Genomic DNA, 21,306 nt, shown 5'->3' with positions numbered 1-21,306 from the left:
CTCGAAGGCCGGCTCCGGCGGGGCGGCCGTCGGTATCAGGCGCTGCCGCCCTCCGCCAAGGCGCTCGCCGTGACGATGCAGTCGGCGATCTTGCGGGCGGTGAGGTCCACGGGGACGGAGTGGACGACGCTGCCCGGCAGCATCGCGGCTTCGCCGACCCGCGCCATGTCCGTCGCCGACACGTCGCCGAGGCCGAGATCGGCAAGCTTCGTCGGCAGGCCGAGGTCGCGGCAGAAGGAGAGCGCCTCGGCGAACTCCTCGGGCGGGCGGTTTTCGAGAACGAGAAGGCAGAGGACGCCGAAGGCGACCTTCTCGCCGTGGAAGAAGTGGTGCGTGGGCTCGAGCACGGTCAGCGCGTCGTGGATGCCGTGCGCGGCCGAGACGCCGCAATTCTCGAAGCCGAGGCCGGAGAGAAGCGTGTTCGCCTCGATGATGTTCTCGACCGCCGGCGTCAGGCGCCCCGCCTTGGCCGCGGCGAAGGCCGCGCGCCCGTCGCGCATCAGCGTGTCGTGGCAGGCGCGGGCGATGGCATAGCCGCCGATCGAGGCGGCATAGCCCTCGCCGATATAGTTGCGCGAGCGCGATTCGATGTTGGAGCGCGCCTCGTACCAGGTGGACAGCGCGTCGCCCATGCCGGACGCGAGGAAGCGCGCGGGCGCCTGCACGATCAGCTCGCTGTCGACGAGGACGACGTCGGGATTGCGCCCGCAGCGCACGACGCGGTCGTAGACGCCCTCCGGCGAGTAGACGACGCCGAGCGAGCTCGTGGGCGAATCCGTCGAGGCGATGGTCGGCACGGTGACGATGCGCGCGCCGATATGGAAGGCGGCGATCTTGCCGGTGTCGAGCGCCTTGCCGCCGCCGAGCCCGATGACGACGCCGGCGCCGTGCTCCCGCCCCGCCGCCACGCAGCGCGCGATCTCAGTCTCCGAGGACTCGCCTCCGAAGCGCAGGGAGACGGCGGAAACGCCGGCTTGCGTCAGCGCCGCCTCGATCTCGGGCCGCAGCGTGTCCCAGAAGAAGCCGTCGACGATGAGCAGCGCACGGCTTCCGAGCGGTGCGGCGTAGCGCCCGATATCGGCGACGGTGCCGGGCCCCTGGACGTAGCGGAGCGGTCCGCCGTAGCCGCGTTGGGTCATGATCTCGGTCCTTCGATCTGGAAATGCCGGCGATCTGGAACTGCCGGAGAGGAGGGGAAAAGGGAGAGGGCGCGCCGCGTCAGCGCAGCGTCAGGCCGCCGTCGACCGTGTGGATCTCGCCCGTGGTGAAGGAGGCGGCGTCGCTCGCCAGATAGACGACGGCGCCGGCCAGCTCGTCCACCGTGCCGATGCGGTCCATGACCGCGCCCTTCGCCCAATGGTTTTTCACGACGTCCGGATTCTCGCGCAGCACGTCCTCGGTGAGTTCGGTGAGGATGTAGCCGGGCGCGATCGCGTTGACGCGGATGCCGTGCTCGGCCCATTCCGTCGCCAGGCACTTGGTCAGCATGTGAACCGCCGCCTTCGAGACGTTGTAGGCGGAGTGGCGGAACGGCCAGTTCACGATGCGGCCGGACATGGAGCCGATATTGACGATCGAGCCGGACTTCTGGCGGATCATCATGCGCCCGATCGCCTGCGACATGAGGAGGACGCCCTCCACATTGACGCTCATCGTGTCGCGCCAGAGATCGAGCGGGAAGTCGTCGATCGGACCGGGATGGATGATCCCGGCATTGTTGACGAGAATGTCGGCGCGGCCCCAGCGCGCCTCGATCTCGGCCGCGATGCGCTCGACATCGGCGGGCTGCGAGACGTCGGCCTTGATCGCGAAACTGTCGCCGCCGCCGGCGTTCAGCGCTTCGACGAGGTCCTCGGCGATCTCCAGCGAGGACCTGACGACGACGGCGACATCGGCGCCCTGCGCGGCGAGCGCCTCGCTCAGCGCGCGGCCGATGCCGCGCGAGCCGCCCGTGACGATCGCCTTGCGGCCGGTGAGATCGAACAGGCGCGTGTAGTCTCGTTTGGCGGCCATGGGTCTTCTGGTCCTCCCGGATCTGGATATGGGTGTTTCGCGGGCCGCGCCCGGACAAGCCGGGGCGGCCTTCTCGCGGCCTTTGCGGCCGGTCTCTTGGGATGCGGCCGCCGCCTCAGGCGGCGACGGTCTCCGGCATGCGGATGGGCGGCATGACGAGCTCGCTCTCGCCGAGCTCCTTCAGGATCCGCTCGCTCGTGCGCAGCGCCTGCGCCACGATGGTCAGCGACGGATTGAACCCGGTGGAGGAGGGCAGGAAGGAGGCGTCCACCACGTAGAGATTGTCGACGTCCCAGACCTTGCAGTCGGTGTCGAGGACGGAGGTCGAGGGGTCCGTGCCGAAGCGGGCGGTGCCGCATTGGTGCATGGAGACCTTGATGTCCATCTTCTGCGTGACGATGATCGGATAGCCGAGCTGGCGCATCATGCGGCTCCAGACCTTCACCAGCTCGCCATGGGACTTCAGGTTGTTCTCGGTATAGGCGAGGCGGATCTTGCCGTCGGCGTCGACGCTGACGCGGTTGTTCGGATCGGGCAGGTCCTCCGACATCAGCCACCAGTCCACCGAGCGCTCGGCGAAGAGCGCCATCATGCGCTCGGGCGCCCATTTGACGCTCGCCGTCAGCATGCCCGCCTGCAGCTTGCCGAGGCCCTGGACATTGCCGAGCGGATAGGGGCGCTCGGCATTGGCGAGGTAGAAGTCGTTGATCGCCATCGACTTCTGGAAGACGACGCGGTTCTTCTTGAAGGGCGAGATCGCCATCATGGCGGTGTTGTTGTGGGCCATGTAGTTGCGGCCGAGCTGGTCGGACGTGTTGTTGCCGAGCCCGCGCGGATGCTTGTCGTTGGCCGAGCGCAGGAGGAGCGCGGAGGAGTTGATCGCGCCCGCCGCCGAGACGAAGATCTTCGCCCGGACGGTGTGCCTCTGCCCGCCATGCTCCAGCTCGACGGCGGTGACGCTCGCCCCCGACGGGTCGGTGACGAGCCGGTGGACGAAGGCCTCGGTCAGGAGCGTGACGCCGCCCTTGGCGAGCGCGGGATTGACGAGCCGGACCTCGGCGTCGCCCTTGGCGCCGATCTTGCAGGCGAAGCCGTCGCAGGTCGCGCAGCGGGCGCAGGCGCCGCCGTCGTGATAGTCGATCGCGATCGGCAGCGGGAAGGGATGCAGCCCCTTGGCGCGCAGCTTGGTCTCGAAGGCGGCGATCTCGGGCTCGTGGCCGATCGCGGGAAAGGGCATCGGGCCCGAGCGCGGAGGCTCGATCGGGTCGAGCCCGGCCTGTCCATGCGTGCCCATCAGGCGTTCGGCCCGGGCATAGTAGGGCTCGAAGGTCTCGTAGGAGACCGGCCAGGCCGGGGCGACGCCCGCCTCGTGCTCCAGCGCGCCGAAATCCTCCTTGCGGAAGCGCACGGTGGCCGCGCCGAAGAACTTCGAATTGCCGCCGACATAATAGTAGGTCGAGGGGCTGAAGAGCTCGCCGTTCTTGTCGCGCCACTGTTCCTTGGCGGCATACTTGCGCTTGTGGAAGACGGCGTCGACGCTCCAATTGTCGGGCTCGCGGGGCAGGCGGGGCCCGCGCTCGATCATCAGGATCTCGCGGCCGGGCGCGGCCAGCGCGTTGGCGAGCGCGCCGCCGCCGACGCCCGCGCCGATGATGACGATGTCGTAGCTCTGCTTCAGGTCTGTCATGGTCGTTGTCCTCCCTCGGGCGAGACGCGTCTTCGCGCGTCGTCGCGGCCGCGGTTTCCTAGAGCCCGTCAGGTTCACGCCGAACCGGACAGGCGCACGATTCCTTTGTTGTCGTTCGTCTTTTCGGGATAACCGGTTCCCGCTGATCCCCGACAAACTCTAGCTCGTCACATCACGGCGCCGACTTGCCAGGGCACGAACTCGTTGTCCCCGTAGTCGAACATCTCGCTCTTGGTCGGCTCTCCCGAGGCCGCCGCGAGGATGGCGGCGAAGATGCGCCGGCCGGCCTCCTCGATCGTCTCCTCCCCGGTGACGACGGGACCGCAGTCGAGATCCATGTCGTCCTTCATGTGCTCGTACATCGGCGTATTGGTGGCGAGCTTCAGCGAGGGGGCGGGCTTGAAGCCGGAGACCGAGCCGCGCCCCGTCGTGAAGCAGATCATGTTGCAGCCGCCCGCCACCTGTCCCGTCACCGCGACGGGGTCGTAGCCCGGCGTGTCCATGAAGACGAAGCCCGTCTCGGTGATGGGCTCGGCATATTCGTAGACCGCGTTCAGCCGCGAGGCGCCGCCCTTGGCGACGGCGCCGAGCGACTTTTCCAGGATCGTGGTGAGCCCGCCCGCCTTGTTGCCGTGGGAAGGGTTGTTGTTCAGCTCCGCCTTGCCGCGCGCGGCATAGTCGCGCCACCAGTCGATCCGGTCGAGCAGCTTCTGCGCCACGGCGGGCGTCGCGGCGCGCCGGGTCAGGAGATGCTCGGCGCCGTAGATCTCCGGCGTTTCGGCTAGGACCGCCGTGCCGCCGTGGCGCACCAGAAGGTCGGAGGCGTAACCGAGCGCGGGATTGGCGGAGATGCCGGAATAGCCGTCGGAGCCGCCGCATTCGAGCGCGAGCGTGATGTGGGCGGCCGACTGCGGCGTGCGGCGCGCGGCGTCGAGCGCCGGCAGCATCTGGCGCACCGCCTCGATGCCGGCCTCGATCGTGGCGCGCGTGCCGCCCATCGCCTGGATCGTCATGGTGCGGAAGTTCGGCCCCTCGGACAGGCCGTGCCGGGCGAGCAGCGCCGGGATCTGGTTGGTCTCGCAGCCGAGCCCGATCATCAGGACCGCGCCGACATTGGGATGGGTCGCATAGCCCGAAAGGACGCGGGTGAGATAGAGATAGCCCTCGCCCTGCATGTTCACCGCGCAGCCGCCGCCATGCGTGATCGGCACGATGCCGTCCACGTTCTCGAAGGCGTCGAGCCGTCCGGTCGCGGGCGAAAAATGGGCGGCGATGGCCTTCGAGACCGTCGCCGAGCAGTTCACCGAGGAGACGATGGCGAGATAGTTGCGCGTGCCGACCCGGCCGTCCGGCCGGCGATAGCCGAGGAACGTCGCCCGCCCGGCCTCCGGCACGTAGTCGGGCTCGCGCGCGTCGACGCAGAACTCGTGGAAGAGGTCGAGATCGGCCATGGCGAGATTGTGCGTGTGGACGTGTTCGCCGGGGCCGATGGCCCGGCTCGCAAAGCCGATGACCTGTCCGTATTTGACGACGGGCCGGCCTTCCGCGATGCCCTCGAGCGCCATCTTGTGGCCGCGCGGCACGCGGTCCTTCAGGATCGTGCCGCCCGGCAGCGGCGTCGTCATCGGGTCCAGTGCGAGGCGCGCGATGGCGACGTTGTCCTCGGCATGGAGGCGGATGAGGGGCGAGGGGCCGGCGGGACTGTCCAGCATCTAGAGATCCTTCGCTTTGAAATAGGCGCCGTCCTCGTGCATGGCGCTCATCACCGCGAAGGAGGCTTCGAGGTGGATCTTCATGGCGAGTTCGGCCTGGTCGGCATTGCGGCGCTCGAGCGCGCGCACGATGGCGGCGTGCTGCTCGGTCACGTCGGCGAGATGGCCGGGCACCGGCGCGGACAGCTGGCGCATCCGGTCGAGATGGGCCTTCATGAGATTGATGAACTTCCAGATGCGCGGATAGCGGCTGATGCCGGCGATCGTGGCGTGGAAGACGTCGTCGACCTCGATATATTCGTGCAGCGCCCCGCGCGCGAGAATGTCGCGCATCTCCGCGATCAGCGCGTCCAGGCGCTCGATGTCGGCATCGGTCACGAAGCGGGCGGCGCGGCGGATGCTCTCCACCTCCAGCGCCCGGCGGATGACGAAGCCCTCTTCCGCGACCTCGAAGGAGATCTTCGAGACATAGGTGCCCGAATGGGGAAACACGTCGACGAGATCCTCGTCGGCCAGCCGCTTCAGCGCCTCGCGGACCGGCGTGCGCGAGACGCCGTATTCCAGGCAAAGCTCCTTTTCCGAGATGACGGCGCCCGGAACCATGCGCAGCCGGACGATATGCTGGCGCAGCAACTCATATATCTGATCGGCCTTTTGAGCAGGCTTCTCGATCATCGCTCGCTGCACTCTTGCGGCTGATCCGTCCGCATTCATGGGCTTTTCCGCAGGTTTATAGGGGGTGTTGACAATGCCGTTCTCGTCTGGCTTCAATAACTCATATATCGGTTGACCATGCAAGGCGCAATCCGCTACCAGACGAACCCGGGTCGACGTGACGCAAGGCCCGAGCGCGCGGACCGGACCCGGAAGGCTCGAAACATTCGGTCGAAGCGACGCGACGCGGCTCCCCGGCGGGCCGCGACGGACGCCGTGCATCCGACATCTTGAAGACGACAACGCGAAAGCGCGCCCGACATGGCTCTCATCACCTATCTCACCCGCATCGAGTTCGACGAAGGCGCGATCGCCAAGCTGCCGTCGATCCTGGACGGGCTCGGCGTCGGCCGTCCGCTCCTCGTGACCGATCGCGGGCTCGTCGCCAGCGGGCTCGTCGAGCGCGTCGCCGGCCTTCTCGCGAAGGCGCCGATCATCTTCGACGAGACCCCGGCCAATCCGACCGAGGCCGCCGTCGAGGCCGCGACCGCGCTCTACAAGGAGAGCGGCTGCGACGGCATCGTCGGCTTCGGCGGCGGCTCCTCGATCGATCTCGCCAAGGCCGTGCGCCTCCTGACCGGCCACGAGGGCCCGCTCGCGCAATACACGGCGGTCGAAGGCGGAGCCGCCAAGATCCACGGGCGCATCTGCCCGCTCGTCGCGGTGCCGACGACCTCCGGCACGGGCTCGGAGGTCGGCCGCGCGGCGGTCATCATCACGGCCGAGGGGCGCAAGCTCGGCATCGTCAGCCCGCATATGCTGCCCTCCGTCGCGCTCTGCGATCCCGAACTCACCTACGGCCTGCCGCCCTTCCTGACGGCGGCGACCGGCATGGACGCCCTGTCCCACTGCCTGGAGACCTACATGGCGCCCGCGGTGAACCCGCCGGCCGACGCCATCGCGCTCGACGGCCTGAAGCGCGGCATTCCCGCCATCCGCCGCGCCGTCGCGGACGGCTCGGACCGCGGCGCGCGATGGGAGATGATGATGTGCGCGCTGGAGGGCGCGATGGCCTTCCAGAAGGGGCTCGGCGCCGTCCACGCGCTGACCCATCCGCTCGGCGCCGTGCGCGAGCTGAACCTTCACCACGGCACGCTGAACGCCGTCCTCATGCCGGCCGTGCTGCGCTTCAACCGCCCGGCCATCGGCGCGAAATGGGACGTGATCTCGGAGATTCTGGGCGGCGAGCCCGACAGGGTCGTGAAGGATCTGTCGCGCGACATCGGCCTGCCCGCCGGGCTCGACGCGATGGGCGTGACCGAGGCGATGATGGAGCGCGTCTCCGGCGAGGCGCTGAAGGACCACTGCCACGGGACCAATCCGCGCCTGCCGACGCGAGAGGAATATCTGGAGCTTCTGCACCAGTCGCGCTGAGCGGCGGGAGCGGAAGGATCGGACGGAGCCGGCTGGAGGGCCGCTCCGGGGGACATCAATCTGGGAGGAGATGGACATGACGAATTTCGACGACAACAGCCCGGAGGCCGCGGGCCTTCGTCTCAGCCGGCGCGGCTTCCTCAGCGGAGCCGCCGCCCTGACGGTCGCGGCCGCTCTCGCGCGGCCGAATTTCGCCTTCGCGCAGGACGCGCAGTTCTGCGCCTCGCTCGGCTGGACGGTCTGGGAATCGGGCCGCCACATCGTCAGCGGCTACGAGGACGCGATCAAGCGCCTGGGCGGCACGCTCACCATCGCCGACGCCAATTACGACGTGAAGAAGCAGGCCGACCAGATCGCCGCCTTCGTGGCCTCCAAGCCGGCCGCGATCTTCATCACCCCCGCCGACGCCGCCGCCATCGCGCCGGCCGTGCAGGCGGCCGTCGCCTCGGGCGTTCCGATCTTCTGCGGCGACAGCTACGTGCCGAACACGACGGTGACCTCCACCGCCATGTCCAACAATTTCGGCCTCGGCGCGGCCGGCGCGCAGTACATCGCCGACCGGCTGGGCGGCAAGGGCACCGTCGCGCTCGTCTCGCTGCCCTCCAACGAGTCCTGGGACCAGCGCACGCTCGGCGCGAAATCGGTCTTCATGCGCTATCCCGACATCAAGATCGTCTCCGAGATCGCCTTCGCGCTCGGCGGCACCACGACGCCGCGCCAGGTCGTCGACAACATCCTCACCGCCAATGCCGACCTCAACGCGATCTGGTGCGCCTGGGACGGCGCGGCGTCCGAAGGCACGCTCGCCATCAAGGCGGCCGGCCGCGACACGTTCATCACCGGCATCGACGGCGGCCAGCAGTCCTTCGAATACATCCAGGCCGGCTCGCCCTTCGCCATGACCATGGCGCAGAGCTTCTACGAGATGGCCTATATGAACGCCTTTTACGCCCACGAGGTCATCGCGGGCCGCAAGGCGCCGCGCTTCGTCATCACCCCGTCCTACGCGGTGACGCAGGAGAGCCTCGCCAATATCGAGATCCCCGACACTTACGACCAGCCCGGCGAAGCCGCCAAGCTCGGTTGGAAGCGCGCGCTCTAGAGTTTGTCAGGGATAAGTGGGAGCCGGTTATCCCGAAAAGACAAACGAATTCAAAGGACTCTAGGGTCTGTCCGGTTCGGAACGAGCCTGACGGACCCTAGGGCGCCGACGGTGACGCCTCCGGGGCGGCGGCAGGCCGCCGCTCCGGTCGTTCGCGAAGTGGGGAGGGGAGGGCCGATGGCTCGGATTTTGGACATGCGGGGCATCGCCAAGCGCTTCGGCACGGTGCAGGCGCTGGGCGGCGTCGACTTCCAGCTCGAGGCGGGCGAGATCCACGCGCTGCTCGGCATCAACGGCGCCGGCAAGTCGACGCTGATCAAGATCCTCTCCGGCGTCTACACCAAGGACGAGGGAACGATCGAGATCGCGGGCGCCGAGGTTCAGCTCGGCACGCCCCGCGCTGCGATCGAGGCCGGCATCGCCACCGTCCAGCAGCATCCCGAACTCGTGCCCGACTGCACGGGCGTGGAGAACATCTTCCTCGGCCACGAAGGCCGCAAGCCCGGTCTCTTCGCGCGGATCGACCGCGGCGCGATGCGCGATGCGGCCGACCGGCTGCTCCAGCGCTTTCCCATCGAGATCGACCTCGACCAGCGCGTCGGCGAGATGCCGGCGGTCGACCGCGAGATCGTCGCGATCCTGCACGCGCTGCGCCACGACGACATCAAGGTCCTCATCCTCGACGAGCCGACCTCGACGCTGACCGAGCGCGAGAAGGCCTCGCTCTTTCAGCTGATGCGCGCCCTCCAGGCGGCCGGCATCGCGATCATCTACATCACGCACCGGCTGGAGGAGGTCTTCGAAATCGCCGACCGGTTCACCGTCTTCCGCGGCGGGCGCAACGTGGCGACCTTCACCTCCCGGGAGGCGCTGGAGACGAACGTCTCCATCCCCGAGCTGATGCTGGACGAGGCGGCCGGCGAGCTCTTCCCCGTTCGCGACGGGAAGCCGGAGGGCGAGGTGCTTCTGGAAGCGAGCGGTCTCGGCCGCTCCGGACATTTCTCCGGCGTCGATTTCCAGCTGCGGCGCGGGGAGATCCTCGGCGTCTTCGGCCTCGTCGGCTCCGGCGTCGACGAACTGTCCAAGGTCCTCTTCGGCGCCATGCGCCCGGACGAGGGGACGATCCGCGTCAAGGGACGCGACGTCCGCTTCTCCGGCCCGCACGACGCCCTGAAGGCCGGCATCTTCCTCGTGCCCGGCGACCGGCGCGCGGAGGGGCTGACCATGACCAAGGACGTCGTCTTCAACACGACGGTCGCCCATCTCGGCAAGGCGTCGGGCCTCTCCGGTCTCCTGCGCTTCTCCCGCAACCGGCGGGACGCCGAGGCGCTCGCCCGGGACGTCGGGCTCCAGCCCCTGCAGCTCGACCGGCCGGTCAGCGCCTTTTCCGGCGGCAACCAGCAGAAGATCGTCATCGCCAAGGGCCTCTTCCGGACCTCCGACATCTACATCTTCGTCGAGCCGACGGTGGGCGTCGACATCGGCGCGCGCGCCAAGCTCTACGCGCTGATGCGCGAGCTCTCGCGCCGGGCCGGCGTCATCGTCATGTCCTCGGACTGCGACGAGGTCCACGGCCTCGCCGACCGCGTGATGGCTCTCTACAAGGGCCGGCCCGTCCGGCCGGACGCCACGGACACGACGCGCGACCAGCTCCTGGCCGCCGGCATCATGGGAGCGCGCGCCGCATGACAAGCAAAGCCCACCCGCTCCTCATGCGCACGGCGGCCTTCCTCGCCCTCCTCGCCCTCGTCGCGCTGGTCTTCGCCAGCCTCTCGCCGAGCTATCTCTCGCCGGAGAACATCCACGCCCTCCTCCGCCACATGGCCGTGCAGGGACTGGCGGCGCTGGGACTGACCTTCGTCATCGTGGTCCGCCAGTTCGACCTCTCCTTTCCCGGCATCGCCTCGCTCGGCGCCATGACGCTCGGCTGGCTGATCGCGGGCCGCTACGGCGTCGCCGTCGGCGTGCTCGGCGCCGTCGGCGTCGGGCTCCTCTGCGGGCTGATCAACGGGTTCGCGGTGGCCTATCTTCGCCTTCCCGACATCGTGGCGACGATCGCCACCGGCGGCGCGGCGGTCGGGCTCTCCTACTTCTATTCGAACGGCACCTCGATCTCGAAGAACTTCTTCATGTCGGGCATCCTCGATCTCAACGACGCGAAGTATTTCGGCATCGACGCGCCCGTCGCGATCCTCGGGCTCGCGGCGATTGTGGCGGCCGTCGTGCTGCACGGCTCGCGCTTCGGAAACGCCTTCTACGCGACCGGCGAGAACCGCGTCTCGGCGGTCTTCTCCGGCGTCCGCGTGAAGCTCTACGTGCTCGCCGCCTTCGCGGTCTCGGGCGCGCTGTCCTGCCTTGCCATCACGCTTCTCGTCGCCTCCTCGGGTGCGGCGAACGTCACCGCCGGCAACCAGCTTCTCATGCCGGCCTATGCCGCCGTCTATCTCGGCGCCGCCCTCTTCGGCACCGCCTCGGTCCCCGCGACCGTCGCGAGCACGCTTCTGATGTCGGCCATGCTGAACGGCTTCACCCTTCTCGCGGTGCCGTATTTCTACTCCGACGCCATCGTCTCGATCGTCCTGATCTCCGCCATCGCCCTCTTCGATCCGAAGATCGCCGAAGCCTTCCGCCGGTTCCGAGAGGCCGGCCGGTCCCCCTCGCGCGAGGCCCGTTCATGAGCGCCGTCATGACAAGACAGACCCGAGCCGCACCGGATGGCGGCTTCGATGCCAGGCGCTTCCTCGTGCGCTACGGGCTCCTCATCCTGCTCCTGGCTCTCGTCGCCGTCTTCTCCTGGCTTCGGCCGAGCTTCGCCAGCGCCGGAAACGTCAACGACATCCTGCGCTCCGCCTCGATCTCCGCGCTGATGTTCCTGGGGCTCACCTGGATCATCGCGGCCGGCGAGATCGACGTCAGCTTCATGTCGGTCGCCGCCCTCTCCACCATGATCGTCGCCGGCCTCGTCTCCTCCGGCTTTGGCTGGCCCGTGGCCGCGATCGTCGCCATCGCGGCGGGCGTGCTCGTCGGGCTTCTCAACGGCTTCCTCGTGGCGTGGATGCAGCTGCCGGCGCTCGTCATCACCATCGCGACCGGCGGCCTCGCCGGCTCGGTCGCCGCCGCCATCGGCAAGGGCACCTCCATCCCTTTGAACACGACGGGGTTCGCCGGCGCCCTGGTCGATGCCGATCTCGGCATCGTGCCGGTCCTGGCGCTGCTCGTCGCCGCGCTCTACGCGCTCGCCTGGTTCCTGCAGGACCGCACGACCTTCGGCCACTACATCTACGCCATGGAGCAGAACCCGCATGCCGTGGAGCAGGCCGGCGTTCCATCCGGGCGGCTGCTCTTCATGCTCTACGTCCTGTCCGGCACCGTCTCGGCGCTGGCGGGCGTCCTCCTCTGCGCCGATCTCTCCTCCGGCCAGCCCTATATCGGCTCCTCCTATTTCATCGACGGGCTGACGGCGGTGCTGCTCGGCGGCATGGCGCTGAAGATGGGCAAGCCGAACGTGGCGGGCACGATCACCGGCGTCCTCCTTCTCGGCGTGCTCCTCAGCGGCGCGGCGCTGCTCGGCTGGACCGATTCCCAGCGCCAGCTCGTGCGCGCGGCGCTGCTCATCGCGGGCGTCGCCCTCGTCGTCTGGACGCGGCGCAAGACGCGCGCCAAGCTCTAGAGCCGGCGGGACGATCGCCCCGAGAGTTCGCCCGGATCGGTGGAAACCGGTCATCCCCGAACACGACCGAAATCAGACGAGTCTCGAGCCGGAACCTTGGCTCCGCTCGATCGGAGCGCTCCGGCAGAGGCCGGGGCGCGACGGCTCACCCCGCCCTTCGCCCCTTCGAGGCCGTATCCATGCTGAAGACCCTTCATCCCCTCCTCACCGGACGGCTTCTCGCCATCCTCGCCGACATGGGCCATGGCAACGAGATCGCCATCGGCGACGCCAATTTCGGGGCCGCCAATCTCGCGACCCGGCTCGTCGAGCTGCCGGGCGCGTCGACCGACGACATCCTGGAGGCGATCCTTTCGCTCCTCCCCCTCGACGACTTCTCCGACGCCCCGCTGGCCGTGATGAAGGGCCCCGCCGGGACGGAAGCGATGTACGAGGGATTCGCGCGCATCGCCGAGCGGGCGGAAGGGCGCGCGGTCGGCATGGAGGTGATCGAGCCCGCCGAGTTCGTCGCGCGGACCGCCCGGGCCTATGCCGTCGTCTCCTCGGGCGAGCGGCAGCTCTACGGCAACATCATCCTGCGCAAGGGCGTGGTGCGGCCATGAGCGTCCGTCCGCGCCTCTCGATCGACAGCCACCAGCACTTCTGGCAGGTCGCCCGCGGCGACTACGGCTGGATGGGCGAGCATGTCGCGCCGCTCCTGCGCGATTTCCTGCCCGACGACCTGCGCCCGCATCTGGCGCGCGCCGGCATCGACCGGACGATCCTCGTCCAGGCCGCCGAGACGGAGGCCGAGACGGACTTCCTCCTCGGCATCGCCGAGCGCACCGACTTCGTGGCCGGCGTCGTCGGCTGGCTGGACATGGAGGCCGAGACCTTTCCCGAGCGCCTCGAACACTATGCCGGCAACCCGCTCTTCGTCGGATTGCGCCCGATGCTGCAGGGCCTGGAAGACGATGCCTTCATCCTGCGCCCCCGCGTCCTCGACCATCTGCGTCTCGTCGCCGAGATGGATGTCGCCTTCGACATCCTGACCTTTCCCCGCCATCTGCCGCATGTGGCGAAGGCCCTCGAGGCCGTGCCGGGGCTGCGCGCGGTCGTCGACCACCTCTCCAAGCCCTCCATCGCCGCCGGCGACCTCGACCCCTGGCGCGCCGATCTCGCCGCGGTCGCGGCCTTCCCCAACGTTTCCTGCAAGGTCTCCGGCATGGTGACGGAGGCCGCCGAGGACTGGCGTCCCGAGGCCTTCCGCCCCTTCGTCGCCCATGTCGCGGACATCTTCGGCGAGGACCGGCTGATGTTCGGCAGCGACTGGCCGGTGGCGACGCTCGCCGCCTCCTATGCCGAGGTCGGCGCCCTCGCCCGAACGCTGCTCGGCGAGCATTTCGGCCCGGCCGCCCTCGCCAAGATCTTCGGTGACAACGCCGCCGCCTTCTACGGCAAGGGCCGGTCCTTCGGCGCCGCGGGCAGCTGATCGTCGCCGGTCCGGCGTTTCGGCATTCCGCCGCGTTCGCCGCGGGCCGGAGGGAAAGGTTTGGCGGGGATCGTCGTTTCGGGATCATGGCATCCGTCGAGACCCCGCACGCTTCCCCCGTCCTTGCCGCCGAATGGCCGTTTCCGGCGCGGGCGGCGCTCGGGTCGTCCGTGCGCGGCCAGGGCATCGAGCGCGAGATCAAGGCGCGGCTGCCCTTTCCCGACCGCAAGCGCCTGACCGTCGCGGACGGCCGCATCCGCCTCGCCGTTCCGGCCGGCGAGGACGAGCGGTTCGCGGCCGCCTCCCGGATCGTCGAGACGGTTCTCTCCACCATCGACAGCTTGCCGGTCCTGCCGGGCGAGGTGGACGACATCCTCGCCATCGCGCCGCGCGAGCGGCTGAAATGGACCAAGGACGGCCGGCTCGCGAGCGCGGGCACACGGACCGTCAAGCTGCGCGGCCGCGCCAGGACCGTGACCTTCCATGTCTTCGATCCCCGGCAGATCGAGGACGTGCTCGACCGCGACCTGCCCTCGCTCTGGCGGGAGGAGGACGCGAAGGCGACGGCCGAAGCCAGACGCCGCGCGGCGGGCAAGGCCGCGCTGACGCGGGCCGGCAAGGGAGCCGGCGCGGGGCCGGCGGGCGCGAAGCGGAAGGCCTCGGCCGACGGCAGGACGATGGAGCTGAAGGACTGGGACGCCTTCGCGGCGGACGGCCTCCTGCGTTGACGGGCGGGCCTGTCCGCGAGAGGCTGCTCGAGGTGAAAGCCATCTGGGAGAAGCGGACATGGATCGGTGGACCGGCGGCTGCCTGTGCGGCGACGTGCGCTTCGTGGCGACGGGACGGCCATACCGGGTCGGCCTCTGCCATTGTCTCGACTGCCGCAAGCATCACGGCGCGCTCTTCCACGCCTCCGCCATCTTTCCCGCAGAGGCCGTGGCGATCGAGGGCGAGGTCGGCACCTATGCCGGGCGGTCCTTCTGCCCACGCTGCGGCTCTTCGGTCTTCGGTCGGAGCGACGACGAGATCGAGCTCGCCCTCGGCGCCTTCGACGGCACCGACCTGTTCACGCCGACCTACGAACTCTGGACCGTCCGCCGCGAGGCCTGGCTGCCGCCGTTTCCCCTGAACCGGCGATACGAGCGGAACCGGGACGAGGCCGATCGCTCCGAAGAATAAGCCGAGCGAACGACGCTGCACGGAAAGCGAACGGACCTGTCCTTTATCCGAACACCGAAAAGCTCGGATGCCGTTACGAAATTCGTCATGATTTCAACGGACGGATGCGCCGGGCTCGTCGATCGGGAGCGCGCGACGCCGCGCCCTCCTGCGCGGCGGTCCGGAAAGGCCAGGGTTTCCAGGGCTTCGCCGTCCCATTCTTGAGTCCGCATCACCAATTTTTAAAGGGTCACTGCGTATTTTAGGATACTTGTTTTCCAGAACCGGATAGCTGGCATGTCGCGACGGATCTTTCAGCGCAGGAACGCGGTCTATGCCGCCGGGTTGTCGATTTTCGCGGCCTCCACGGCGCTCGCGCCGCGGGCCGCGGAAGCGGGCGTCGCCTGCCCCGCGGATGCTTCCGTCCTCTCGGCTCGCATCCCCTCCTCGGACCTCGACAGCCGCTTCGGCGTGCTCTCGCCCTCGTCCAAGCCGCTGAAATTCGCCTATGTCACGCAGTTCCTCGACGACCCGTTCTGGTCGGAGGTCATGGCCGGCCTGCGCAGCGAGGCGGGGCGTCTCGGCGTCTCCGTCGAATCGACCGCTCCCAAGGACCGCATTTCCGAAAGCGAGCAGCTGGCCGTCGCGGAAGCCGCGCTCGCGACCAATCCCGACGTCCTCCTCCTGACGCCGATCAACGCCACCAATCTTCGCAGCGTCATCGACAAGGCGAACGCGCGGGGCATTCCGACCATCTCGATCAACCTGAAGCCCGAGGGCGTGCGGACCCATATCGGCACCGACCACGTCGCGCTCGGCGCGAAGGCGGCGGAGTTCCTGCACGAGCAGTTCCCGGGCGGCGCCCTCGTCGCGCAAATCGAGGGCGAGCTGACCTCGCCCTACCGGATCGATCGCGTGAAGGGGTTCAAGACGGGCCTTCAGGCCTATCCGAACCTGACGCTCGTCGCGAGCCGGACGGCCGACTGGGCGCGCGAGACGGCCATGGCCGCCACGCTCCAGATCATGGCGGACCAGCCCGGCATCCGGGGCATCTACGCCAATAGCGACCTGATGGCGCTCGGCGTCGTCGATGCGCTGGCCAAGCTCGACCGGCTCGACGACGTCGTGGTCGTCGGCACCGACGGCGTCCTGCCCGCCAAGGAGGCCATCGCCAAGGGAACGCTGGAGGGCACGACGGCCCAGTTTCCGCCCAAGGAAGGCGCGCTCGCCATCCAGACGGGCCTGCGCCTTCTCGCCTGCCAGCCGGTGCCCGGCTGGGTCGTCTCGCCGCAATCGGTGATGACCGCCAAGAGCCTGCCCGACTACGCCACGAACTGATCCGCGCCACGAACCGATCCGCGTCGGCCGGCGCTTTCGCGGCCGCTCGTCGTCCCCCCGCATCCATCCGCCCAGGTAGCTCGCCATGATCCAAGCCCGCACCACGTTCGGCATCGGCACCAAACTCTTTCTCGGCTTCGCGGTCGTCCTCCTGCTTCTCCTGGCGATCGCCGGCTACGGGGTGACGCGCATCTCGGGGCTCGGCGCGTCCTTCGACCACTACGCCGCGCGCTCCAACAATGCGGTGAAGGCCTCCGATCTCCAGGCTCAGCTGTTCCAGCTCCAGCTCTCGACCTCCGCCTTGGCGGCCCTCAACAACGAGGCGAACCAGCAGAGCGTCGAGACGGCGCTCGCTTCGCTGGAGCAGGGCCTCACGGACCGCATCGCCGCGACGATCGACCCGGCGCGCAAGGCCGCCTGGACCAAGGCGCTGGACGACGTGCGGACCGGCATGCGGCCGCTTCTCGTCGGCGATACGGGCCTTTCCGGCAGCCAGGACCGCGTGGACGAGGCGCGCGGCGCCGCCGCCACCGCGGTCGGCGCGATGAGCTCGACGGTCGCGACCATGCTCACGCGCATCGGCGACTTCGAGGATATCGGCGCGATCTCGGTCATCCAGGACCGCGTCCTCACCGCGCGCATGCTGATGCGCAGCTTCCAGTTCACGGGGTCGCAGACCGAGATCGGCGACGCGCAGGTCGCGCTGCGCGATGCCGAGCGCAAGTTCGACCAGTTCGGCCGGATGGGTCCGCGCGTCGCCCGCAATCCCCTCGTCGTCGAGGGCCGCACCAATCTGGAGGCGCTCTTTGCCGGCGTCGCGGCTCTGCGCGAGGCCGTCGATCAGCGCGAGGAGGGCCTCGCCAAGGTCGCGGATCTCGGCCGGCAGCTTTCCGCCGACATGCTGAAGGTCCGCGACGAGACGCTCGCCAACACGGAGCGGACGCGCACGGAGACCAAGGCGGCCGCCGACGAGGCCTATACGAACTCGATCCTGGCCGCCGGCTTCGCCGTTCTCATCGGTGTCGTCCTCGCCGCCCTCATCGCCCGCGGCATCACGAAGCCGATCAAGGCCATGACCGACGCCATGCTGCGGCTTGCCGCCGGCGACCTCGCCACCGCCATTCCCGGCGTCGGGCGCGGCGACGAGATCGGCGCGATGGCGGGCGCGACGCAGGTCTTCAAGGACTCCGCCAACGAGCGCCAGCGCACGGACGCGGCGGCCATGGCGAACCGCCAGCAGGCGGCCGAGGCCAAGCGGCTTGCCGACGAGGAGACCGCCAAGGCCGCCATCGCCCGCGAGCGCGCCTTCGTCGTGGAGAAGTTCGGCGCCGGCATCCAGGCGCTGGCCGACGGCAACCTGACGGCCCGCATGACCGAGGAACTGCCCGGCGACTACGAGCGCCTGCGCCTGGACTTCAACGGCGCGATCGAGCAGCTCGAGAACGCGATCTCGCGCGTCGTCTCCAGCTCCGCGACCATTGCCGGCGGCTCCAGCGAGATCGGGCAGGCCGCCGACGATCTCTCGCGCCGCACCGAGCAGCAGGCCGCCTCGCTCGAAGAGACCGCCGCAACCCTGAACGAGATCACCGTGACCGTGCGCAAGACGGCCGAGGGCGCGATCCACGCCCAGTCCGTCGTCGCCGCCGCGCGCCAGGATGCGGAGAAGTCGAGCGCCATCGTCGAGAATGCCGTGGCCGCGATGGGCGAGATCGAGACCTCGTCCGACCAGATCGGCAAGATCATCGGCGTGATCGACGAAATCGCCTTCCAGACGAACCTCCTCGCGCTGAATGCCGGCGTCGAGGCGGCGCGTGCGGGCGAAGCCGGCAGAGGCTTCGCGGTCGTCGCCCAGGAAGTGCGCGGGCTCGCCCAGCGCTCGGCCGAGGCCGCCAAGGAGATCAAGACGCTGATCTCGACCTCCTCGTCCCAGGTCGAGCGGGGCGTGCATCTCGTCGGCGAGACCGGCCGCTCGCTCGGGCGCATCGTCAACCAGGTCCTGGAGATCACGCAGATCGTCAGCGACATCGCCCTGTCCGCCCGCGAACAGGCGACGGGCCTTGCCGAGGTGAACGTCGCGGTCAATCAGATGGATCAGGTGACCCAGCAGAACGCCGCGATGGTGGAGCAGTCCACCGCCGCGAGCCACGCGCTGGTCGGGGAGGCGCAGCGCCTGTCCGACGCGGTCGGCCGCTTCGCCGTCGCCGATGCCGCGCCCCAGCGCGGCGCCCGCGCCCCGAAGCGCTACGCCCGCGCCGCCTGACGGGACGACGGCCGACGCGATCGGCGCGGCCTCGAAGCCCTCGGCGACGCCCGGTCGCCGAGGGCTTTTTCATGCGGCACTTCGATGTCGCTAGCGCTTCGGGGATCGTCGGACTCCACTCCGCCGACAGACTCTAGCGATCGCACCAGCGGTTGGTGTTGTTCGGCACGGCCTGGACGAGATCCTCGCTCATCAGCTGGGACGAGACGTCCCGCCCGTCGGAGAGCTGGATTCGGACGAGCGGCCAGCCGTCGGGATCGGTCTTGGCGGCGGGGAAGACGGTGTAGCCCCGCGACAGGAGCACGCGCAGCCGGTCCCGGACCTTGATGCCCGCGATCTGCTCGGCCCGGCACATGGCCCTGCGCCGGTTGATCTCCGGCGCCTCCATGTCCTTCAGCCGCCATCGGGAGCCCTGGAACCATCCCCGGTCGCCCGTGGAGACGCAGGAGGGCGTGCGTCCCGGCCGCGTGTCGCTTTCGCAGGCCGGCAGGATCGGGCCCGCCGCCGAGGGCAGGACGTGAATGAGAAGAAGGACCGCCGCCGCCGCGCCCCGGACCGCCTGTCGCTGCATCCGCATGTTCGCTCTCCCTGTCGGACCCCCGCAGGATAGGAGACCTCGCGCCGAACGTCACGCATCTCCCTGGGGTCGCGGGGACCGTCCGGTTTGGAGCTGGCTTCAGCCTTGCGCGAAGCGCGCGGCCTCGATGCGGGTCTCCTCGGCGTCGAGATGGCCGAGGCGCGTCGTGAAGGCGGCGGTGGCGCCGGGCGCGAGGCTTTTGACGTTGCCCTTGGCCTTTTCGGCCGCATAGCCTTCCGGCTCGCAGGTCGAGGGCAGGGCGAAGGCGGCGACGGACTGGTCGGCGCCCTTCAGGATCCAGCGGACCGTCTTCGGAAACTCCGCCGGGCGGTAGCGCATGACGAAGGCGTCGCCGGCCGGCCGGCGGAGCATGGCCTGCGTCTCGCCGTCCGCGTCGGTCTCGGGCGCCTCGATGTAGAAGACCTGTTCGGGATCGTAGCGCTCGCCGGCGCCGAGCACGCGGCTGCCGGAGGGATCGGCCGCAAGCTCCTCGATGAAGGCGAGATAGTCGGGGTTCGGCGCGACATGGCGGGGAACCTGGCGGCGCACGCGCGTTCGCTCGGGCGTGAAGGGTGCGCGCTGCAGGATCTCCGCCCCTTCTGCATAGGCGAAGTTGGCATGGCACATATACATGAGGTCCATGGCCGCCCCCGAAAGGTTGCGCACCTCCATCGCCATGTCGAAGAGGGCGCTGCCGGCCCGAAGCGTCACGGAGGGGCGGGCGAGGTAATGGGCGCCGAAGCCCATCGCATAGTCGTAGCTGCCGAGAATGCGCAGGTAGGGTCCGCCCTCGTCCTCGCCCGCCTCGATCGCCGCATCGTCCATCGGCGCGCAAGGAATCTCGCCATGGGCGGCGTGATCGTCCTCCGGCCCCGGCACGCCGTTGCGCAGGAGGCCGGAATGGAAGGCGAAGCAGCCATAGGTCTCGGCGATGGTGCGGACCCGGCGCGGCGCCTTGAAGATGCTGGTCATGGTGAGATCGACGCCGTCGAAGGCGGCGCTCCAGATCATCTGGCCGAGATAGGGCAGGACGACCAGCGATCCCCGCCGGTTGGAAAGCTGGATCGCCTCGACGCCGGTCGGGTAGCGAAAGAGCCTCGCCGAGAGTTCGCCGTGCTGGACGCAAGCGCGCTCGACCTCGTCGAACGCGGCGGGCCGGAGTTCGAACCTCGTGACCATGGCGTCTCCTTTCGTCGGGCGCTTTCGTTTCGAGCGGTTGGCGGCCTGCTTCAGTAGCCGCTGCCGCCGGCCGTCTCGTCCCCGGCGGAGACGATCGCGACGCTGGCGCTCGCCCCGATCCGCGAGGCGCCGGCCGCGACCATGGCCCGCGCGATCCGGCTCGTGCGGATGCCGCCGGAGGCTTTGACGCCGATGGTCGGGCCGACGATCCGGCGCATCAGCGCGACATCCTCGACCGTGGCGCCGCCGGTGGAGAAGCCGGTCGAGGTCTTCACGAAGTCGAGGCCGGTCTCGGCGGCGATGCGGCAGGCCGCGATCGTCTGCTCGTCGTTCAGGAGGCAGGTCTCCAGGATCACCTTCAGAATCCGCCCCTCGCTCGCCGCGCGCACCGCCGCCATGTCGGCCCGCACGCGGTCGAGATCGCCCTCGATGAGGGCGCCGATGTCGAGCACCATGTCCAGTTCGTCCGCGCCTTCGGAGACCAGCCAGGCGGCCTCCTCGGCCTTGATCCACGCGCCGCCGGCGCCGAGCGGAAAGCCGAGCACGGCGCAGGTCTTGACCTGGCTGCCGCTGAGAAGGCCCGCGACGAAGCCGGCATGGACGGGATTGACGCAGACGGAGGCGAAGCCGAAGGCCAGGGCCTCCTCGCAATGGCGCGCCACGTCGGCCCGCGAGGCCTCCGGCTTCAGGATCGTGTGGTCGATGAGACCGGCCAGATCGGACGACGGCGTTGCGGCTTTGCTCATGAATCCTCCCGAGATCCGTGGCGGCCGGGCGAGCCCCGCATCGAGGATCTGTCGGCCTTTCGCTGGGCGCCCGCTGCGTCGCGGGGGCTCGTTGGAACGAGGGTGTCCCATGCCGGCCGCGGCCGGGCAAGGGACCGGTAAGGCTCCTTAGAGCATCGGACGGTCAATAGGACCCAGTTCTGCTGGCCCCCTATCGGTCAAGGTCAAGGTGGGTGGCAAGGTCGACCAAAACATCCGTTTTGGTCTGACGTAGCGGGGCTACGGCCGCAGACGCACGCCGCTGGAATTGGCCGATAGGGGACCAG

19 protein-coding genes are annotated in these 21,306 nt (G+C 69.2%); 11 read left to right on the top strand and 8 right to left on the bottom strand.

What is annotated here, in order from left to right:
* Positions 1-35: 35 nt before the first annotated feature.
* The 5 genes from ASG62_RS22945 to ASG62_RS22925 all read right to left on the bottom strand — a co-directional run bounded on the left by ASG62_RS22945 (position 36) and on the right by ASG62_RS22925 (position 6,087).
* Positions 36-1,139, bottom strand: a complete 1,104-nt coding sequence (locus tag ASG62_RS22945) for a glycerol dehydrogenase (protein WP_056693029.1) — start codon at positions 1,137-1,139, stop codon at positions 36-38.
* A 79-nt stretch (positions 1,140-1,218) separates the two neighbouring features.
* Positions 1,219-2,013, bottom strand: coding sequence for an SDR family NAD(P)-dependent oxidoreductase (locus tag ASG62_RS22940; protein WP_056693032.1), 795 nt, complete (start codon positions 2,011-2,013; stop codon positions 1,219-1,221).
* Between the two features lie 115 nt (positions 2,014-2,128).
* A complete protein-coding gene (locus ASG62_RS22935) occupies positions 2,129-3,700 on the bottom strand; it encodes a GMC family oxidoreductase (protein WP_056693035.1) in 1,572 nt (523 codons plus the stop codon).
* 167 nt (positions 3,701-3,867) lie between these two features.
* Positions 3,868-5,412: a UxaA family hydrolase gene (locus ASG62_RS22930; protein WP_056693038.1), complete on the bottom strand. Its 1,545-nt coding sequence runs from the start codon at positions 5,410-5,412 to the stop codon at positions 3,868-3,870.
* Complete coding sequence (locus ASG62_RS22925) at positions 5,413-6,087, bottom strand: GntR family transcriptional regulator (protein ID WP_056693041.1); 675 nt, start codon at positions 6,085-6,087, stop codon at positions 5,413-5,415.
* Positions 6,088-6,387: 300 nt separating this feature from the next.
* Between ASG62_RS22925 and ASG62_RS22920 the strand changes: the two genes are divergently transcribed.
* From ASG62_RS22920 to ASG62_RS22870, 11 genes are all read left to right on the top strand, one after another.
* Complete coding sequence (locus ASG62_RS22920; protein WP_056693044.1) at positions 6,388-7,500, top strand: iron-containing alcohol dehydrogenase; 1,113 nt, start codon at positions 6,388-6,390, stop codon at positions 7,498-7,500.
* Positions 7,501-7,576: 76 nt separating this feature from the next.
* Positions 7,577-8,602 carry a sugar ABC transporter substrate-binding protein gene (locus ASG62_RS22915; RefSeq protein ID WP_056693211.1) on the top strand — a complete coding sequence of 342 codons (1,026 nt, stop codon included), beginning with the start codon at positions 7,577-7,579 and terminating at the stop codon, positions 8,600-8,602.
* Positions 8,603-8,779: 177 nt separating this feature from the next.
* The gene (locus ASG62_RS22910) at positions 8,780-10,291 is read left to right on the top strand and encodes a sugar ABC transporter ATP-binding protein (RefSeq protein ID WP_056693048.1); all 1,512 of its coding nucleotides are present in this window, start codon (positions 8,780-8,782) and stop codon (positions 10,289-10,291) included.
* A complete protein-coding gene (locus tag ASG62_RS22905) occupies positions 10,288-11,280 on the top strand; it encodes an ABC transporter permease (RefSeq protein ID WP_056693051.1) in 993 nt (330 codons plus the stop codon). The genes ASG62_RS22910 and ASG62_RS22905 overlap by 4 nt, the downstream gene beginning before the upstream one ends.
* Positions 11,277-12,272, top strand: a complete 996-nt coding sequence (locus ASG62_RS22900) for an ABC transporter permease (RefSeq protein WP_056693054.1) — start codon at positions 11,277-11,279, stop codon at positions 12,270-12,272. The genes ASG62_RS22905 and ASG62_RS22900 overlap by 4 nt, the downstream gene beginning before the upstream one ends.
* Positions 12,273-12,451: 179 nt before the next feature.
* Positions 12,452-12,874, top strand: coding sequence for an RbsD/FucU family protein (locus ASG62_RS22895; protein WP_056693057.1), 423 nt, complete (start codon positions 12,452-12,454; stop codon positions 12,872-12,874).
* Positions 12,871-13,743 (top strand): amidohydrolase family protein, encoded by an 873-nt coding sequence (locus tag ASG62_RS22890; protein ID WP_056693059.1) that lies wholly within the window; start codon positions 12,871-12,873, stop codon positions 13,741-13,743. Before ASG62_RS22895 ends, ASG62_RS22890 begins: the two co-directional genes overlap by 4 nt.
* Positions 13,744-13,829: 86 nt before the next feature.
* Complete coding sequence (locus ASG62_RS22885) at positions 13,830-14,471, top strand: hypothetical protein (RefSeq protein ID WP_056693063.1); 642 nt, start codon at positions 13,830-13,832, stop codon at positions 14,469-14,471.
* Positions 14,472-14,529: 58 nt separating this feature from the next.
* Complete coding sequence (locus ASG62_RS22880; RefSeq protein WP_056693066.1) at positions 14,530-14,922, top strand: GFA family protein; 393 nt, start codon at positions 14,530-14,532, stop codon at positions 14,920-14,922.
* A gap of 276 nt (positions 14,923-15,198) precedes the next feature.
* Positions 15,199-16,239 (top strand): substrate-binding domain-containing protein, encoded by a 1,041-nt coding sequence (locus tag ASG62_RS22875; protein WP_056693071.1) that lies wholly within the window; start codon positions 15,199-15,201, stop codon positions 16,237-16,239.
* Between the two features lie 85 nt (positions 16,240-16,324).
* Entirely contained in the window at positions 16,325-18,499 is a 2,175-nt protein-coding gene (locus tag ASG62_RS22870; protein ID WP_056693074.1) for a methyl-accepting chemotaxis protein, read from the top strand.
* A 133-nt stretch (positions 18,500-18,632) separates the two neighbouring features.
* On the opposite strand, the gene ASG62_RS22865 is transcribed toward ASG62_RS22870, so the two are convergent.
* From ASG62_RS22865 to deoC, 3 genes are all read right to left on the bottom strand, one after another.
* Positions 18,633-19,076, bottom strand: a complete 444-nt coding sequence (locus tag ASG62_RS22865; protein WP_156382327.1) for a hypothetical protein — start codon at positions 19,074-19,076, stop codon at positions 18,633-18,635.
* 99 nt (positions 19,077-19,175) lie between these two features.
* The gene (locus tag ASG62_RS22860; protein WP_056693091.1) at positions 19,176-20,255 is read right to left on the bottom strand and encodes an aldose 1-epimerase family protein; all 1,080 of its coding nucleotides are present in this window, start codon (positions 20,253-20,255) and stop codon (positions 19,176-19,178) included.
* A 50-nt stretch (positions 20,256-20,305) separates the two neighbouring features.
* Complete coding sequence (gene deoC, locus ASG62_RS22855; RefSeq protein WP_056693095.1) at positions 20,306-21,001, bottom strand: deoxyribose-phosphate aldolase; 696 nt, start codon at positions 20,999-21,001, stop codon at positions 20,306-20,308.
* Between the last annotated feature and the right edge of the window lie 305 nt (positions 21,002-21,306).

This window comes from Aureimonas sp. Leaf427 (genome assembly GCF_001425485.1).
GTDB lineage: Bacteria > Pseudomonadota > Alphaproteobacteria > Rhizobiales > Rhizobiaceae > Plantimonas.
The sequence above is the reverse complement of the archived record's forward strand: the minus strand, read 5'-3'. Positions and strand labels throughout refer to the sequence as shown.

Excerpts from the sequence above, each read along its gene's own strand:
- ASG62_RS22945 (WP_056693029.1), bottom strand. The coding sequence starts at position 1,139 with ATGACCCAACGCGGCTACGGCGGACCGCTCCGCTACGTCCAGGGGCCC.
- ASG62_RS22940 (WP_056693032.1), bottom strand. The coding sequence starts at position 2,013 with ATGGCCGCCAAACGAGACTACACGCGCCTGTTCGATCTCACCGGCCGC.
- ASG62_RS22935 (WP_056693035.1), bottom strand. The coding sequence starts at position 3,700 with ATGACAGACCTGAAGCAGAGCTACGACATCGTCATCATCGGCGCGGGC.
- ASG62_RS22930 (WP_056693038.1), bottom strand. The coding sequence starts at position 5,412 with ATGCTGGACAGTCCCGCCGGCCCCTCGCCCCTCATCCGCCTCCATGCC.
- ASG62_RS22925 (WP_056693041.1), bottom strand. The coding sequence starts at position 6,087 with ATGATCGAGAAGCCTGCTCAAAAGGCCGATCAGATATATGAGTTGCTG.
- ASG62_RS22920 (WP_056693044.1), top strand. The coding sequence starts at position 6,388 with ATGGCTCTCATCACCTATCTCACCCGCATCGAGTTCGACGAAGGCGCG.
- ASG62_RS22915 (WP_056693211.1), top strand. The coding sequence starts at position 7,577 with ATGACGAATTTCGACGACAACAGCCCGGAGGCCGCGGGCCTTCGTCTC.
- ASG62_RS22910 (WP_056693048.1), top strand. The coding sequence starts at position 8,780 with ATGGCTCGGATTTTGGACATGCGGGGCATCGCCAAGCGCTTCGGCACG.
- ASG62_RS22905 (WP_056693051.1), top strand. The coding sequence starts at position 10,288 with ATGACAAGCAAAGCCCACCCGCTCCTCATGCGCACGGCGGCCTTCCTC.
- ASG62_RS22900 (WP_056693054.1), top strand. The coding sequence starts at position 11,277 with ATGAGCGCCGTCATGACAAGACAGACCCGAGCCGCACCGGATGGCGGC.
- ASG62_RS22895 (WP_056693057.1), top strand. The coding sequence starts at position 12,452 with ATGCTGAAGACCCTTCATCCCCTCCTCACCGGACGGCTTCTCGCCATC.
- ASG62_RS22890 (WP_056693059.1), top strand. The coding sequence starts at position 12,871 with ATGAGCGTCCGTCCGCGCCTCTCGATCGACAGCCACCAGCACTTCTGG.
- ASG62_RS22885 (WP_056693063.1), top strand. The coding sequence starts at position 13,830 with ATGGCATCCGTCGAGACCCCGCACGCTTCCCCCGTCCTTGCCGCCGAA.
- ASG62_RS22880 (WP_056693066.1), top strand. The coding sequence starts at position 14,530 with ATGGATCGGTGGACCGGCGGCTGCCTGTGCGGCGACGTGCGCTTCGTG.
- ASG62_RS22875 (WP_056693071.1), top strand. The coding sequence starts at position 15,199 with ATGTCGCGACGGATCTTTCAGCGCAGGAACGCGGTCTATGCCGCCGGG.
- ASG62_RS22870 (WP_056693074.1), top strand. The coding sequence starts at position 16,325 with ATGATCCAAGCCCGCACCACGTTCGGCATCGGCACCAAACTCTTTCTC.
- ASG62_RS22865 (WP_156382327.1), bottom strand. The coding sequence starts at position 19,076 with ATGCGGATGCAGCGACAGGCGGTCCGGGGCGCGGCGGCGGCGGTCCTT.
- ASG62_RS22860 (WP_056693091.1), bottom strand. The coding sequence starts at position 20,255 with ATGGTCACGAGGTTCGAACTCCGGCCCGCCGCGTTCGACGAGGTCGAG.
- deoC (WP_056693095.1), bottom strand. The coding sequence starts at position 21,001 with ATGAGCAAAGCCGCAACGCCGTCGTCCGATCTGGCCGGTCTCATCGAC.